Origin of the sequence: Exiguobacterium sp. s138, from assembly GCF_018618775.1 — a bacterium.
Lineage (GTDB): Bacteria > Bacillota > Bacilli > Exiguobacteriales > Exiguobacteriaceae > Exiguobacterium_A > Exiguobacterium_A artemiae.
This window is the reverse complement of sequence record NZ_JACSMW010000016.1, coordinates 1-1002: the sequence shown is the minus strand read 5'-3', so window position 1 is coordinate 1002 and position 1002 is coordinate 1. Positions and strand designations below refer to the sequence as shown.

General features: G+C 48.8%; 9 tRNA genes and 1 rRNA gene. All 10 read right to left on the bottom strand.

The window, feature by feature from the left end:
- Positions 1-15 precede the first annotated feature (15 nt).
- A tRNA-Arg gene (locus KNP91_RS15595) sits at positions 16-89 on the bottom strand.
- A gap of 8 nt (positions 90-97) precedes the next feature.
- A tRNA-Leu gene (locus KNP91_RS15590) sits at positions 98-180 on the bottom strand.
- A gap of 35 nt (positions 181-215) precedes the next feature.
- Positions 216-290 (bottom strand) — tRNA-Gly (locus tag KNP91_RS15585).
- Positions 291-300: 10 nt separating this feature from the next.
- A tRNA-Leu gene (locus tag KNP91_RS15580) sits at positions 301-384 on the bottom strand.
- Between the two features lie 9 nt (positions 385-393).
- Positions 394-469: transfer RNA gene (locus KNP91_RS15575), tRNA-Lys, on the bottom strand.
- A gap of 24 nt (positions 470-493) precedes the next feature.
- Positions 494-569 (bottom strand) — tRNA-His (locus KNP91_RS15570).
- 10 nt (positions 570-579) lie between these two features.
- A tRNA-Thr gene (locus KNP91_RS15565) sits at positions 580-655 on the bottom strand.
- 8 nt (positions 656-663) lie between these two features.
- Positions 664-739: transfer RNA gene (locus tag KNP91_RS15560), tRNA-Phe, on the bottom strand.
- A 27-nt stretch (positions 740-766) separates the two neighbouring features.
- Positions 767-842, bottom strand: a tRNA-Asp gene (locus tag KNP91_RS15555).
- A gap of 72 nt (positions 843-914) precedes the next feature.
- Positions 915-1002 (bottom strand): 5S ribosomal RNA (gene rrf / locus KNP91_RS15550); the annotation flags it as partial.

Here is a 1002-nt window from a genome sequence, read left to right as displayed (position 1 = left end):
CTACTTCCCGAAAAGTGCACCCTGAGAGATTCGAACTCCCGACCCCTTGATTCGTAGTCAAGTACTCTATCCAGCTGAGCTAAGGGTGCATAATAAGTGCGGTCGAGAGGACTTGAACCTCCACAGTGTTGCCACCACTAGGCCCTCAACCTAGCGCGTCTACCATTCCGCCACGACCGCAAATTATGCTATTTGATGTTTCTTAGATGAAAAATTGGAGCGGAAGACGGGATTCGAACCCGCGACCCCGACCTTGGCAAGGTCGTATTCTACCACTGAACTACTTCCGCATACATATAATGGTACGGGTGAAGGGACTTGAACCCCCACGTCAAAGACACTAGATCCTAAATCTAGCGCGTCTACCAATTCCGCCACACCCGCATAAAAAAATGGTGTGTCATGCAGGATTCGAACCTGCGACCCTCTGATTAAAAGTCAGATGCTCTACCAACTGAGCTAATGACACAAATAGTATTAAGTTAAAATAAAATGGGGCGACTGATGGGAATTGAACCCACGAATGCCGGAATCACAATCCGGTGCGTTAACCACTTCGCCACAACCGCCATATTAAGATGGTGCCGGCAACAGGAGTCGAACCCGCGACCTACTGATTACAAGTCAGTTGCTCTACCAGCTGAGCTACACCGGCAGGTGTAATGGTGGCTTTGGACGGAATCGAACCGCCGACACGAGGATTTTCAGTCCTCTGCTCTACCGACTGAGCTACAAAGCCATACTAAAAAGTTTCGGTAAATAAAAATGGCGGTCCTGACGGGATTCGAACCCGCGATCTCCTGCGTGACAGGCAGGCATGTTAACCGCTACACCACAGGACCGTGGTAACTTGACGACTTCTATAATACTATATCAATCAGTCAAAATTGTCAAATACTTTATTAAAAAAGTATGCCTGGCAACGTCCTATCCTCACAGGGGGAAGCCCCCAACTACTTTCGGCGTTCAAGTGCTTAACTTCCGTGTTCGGCATGGGAACGG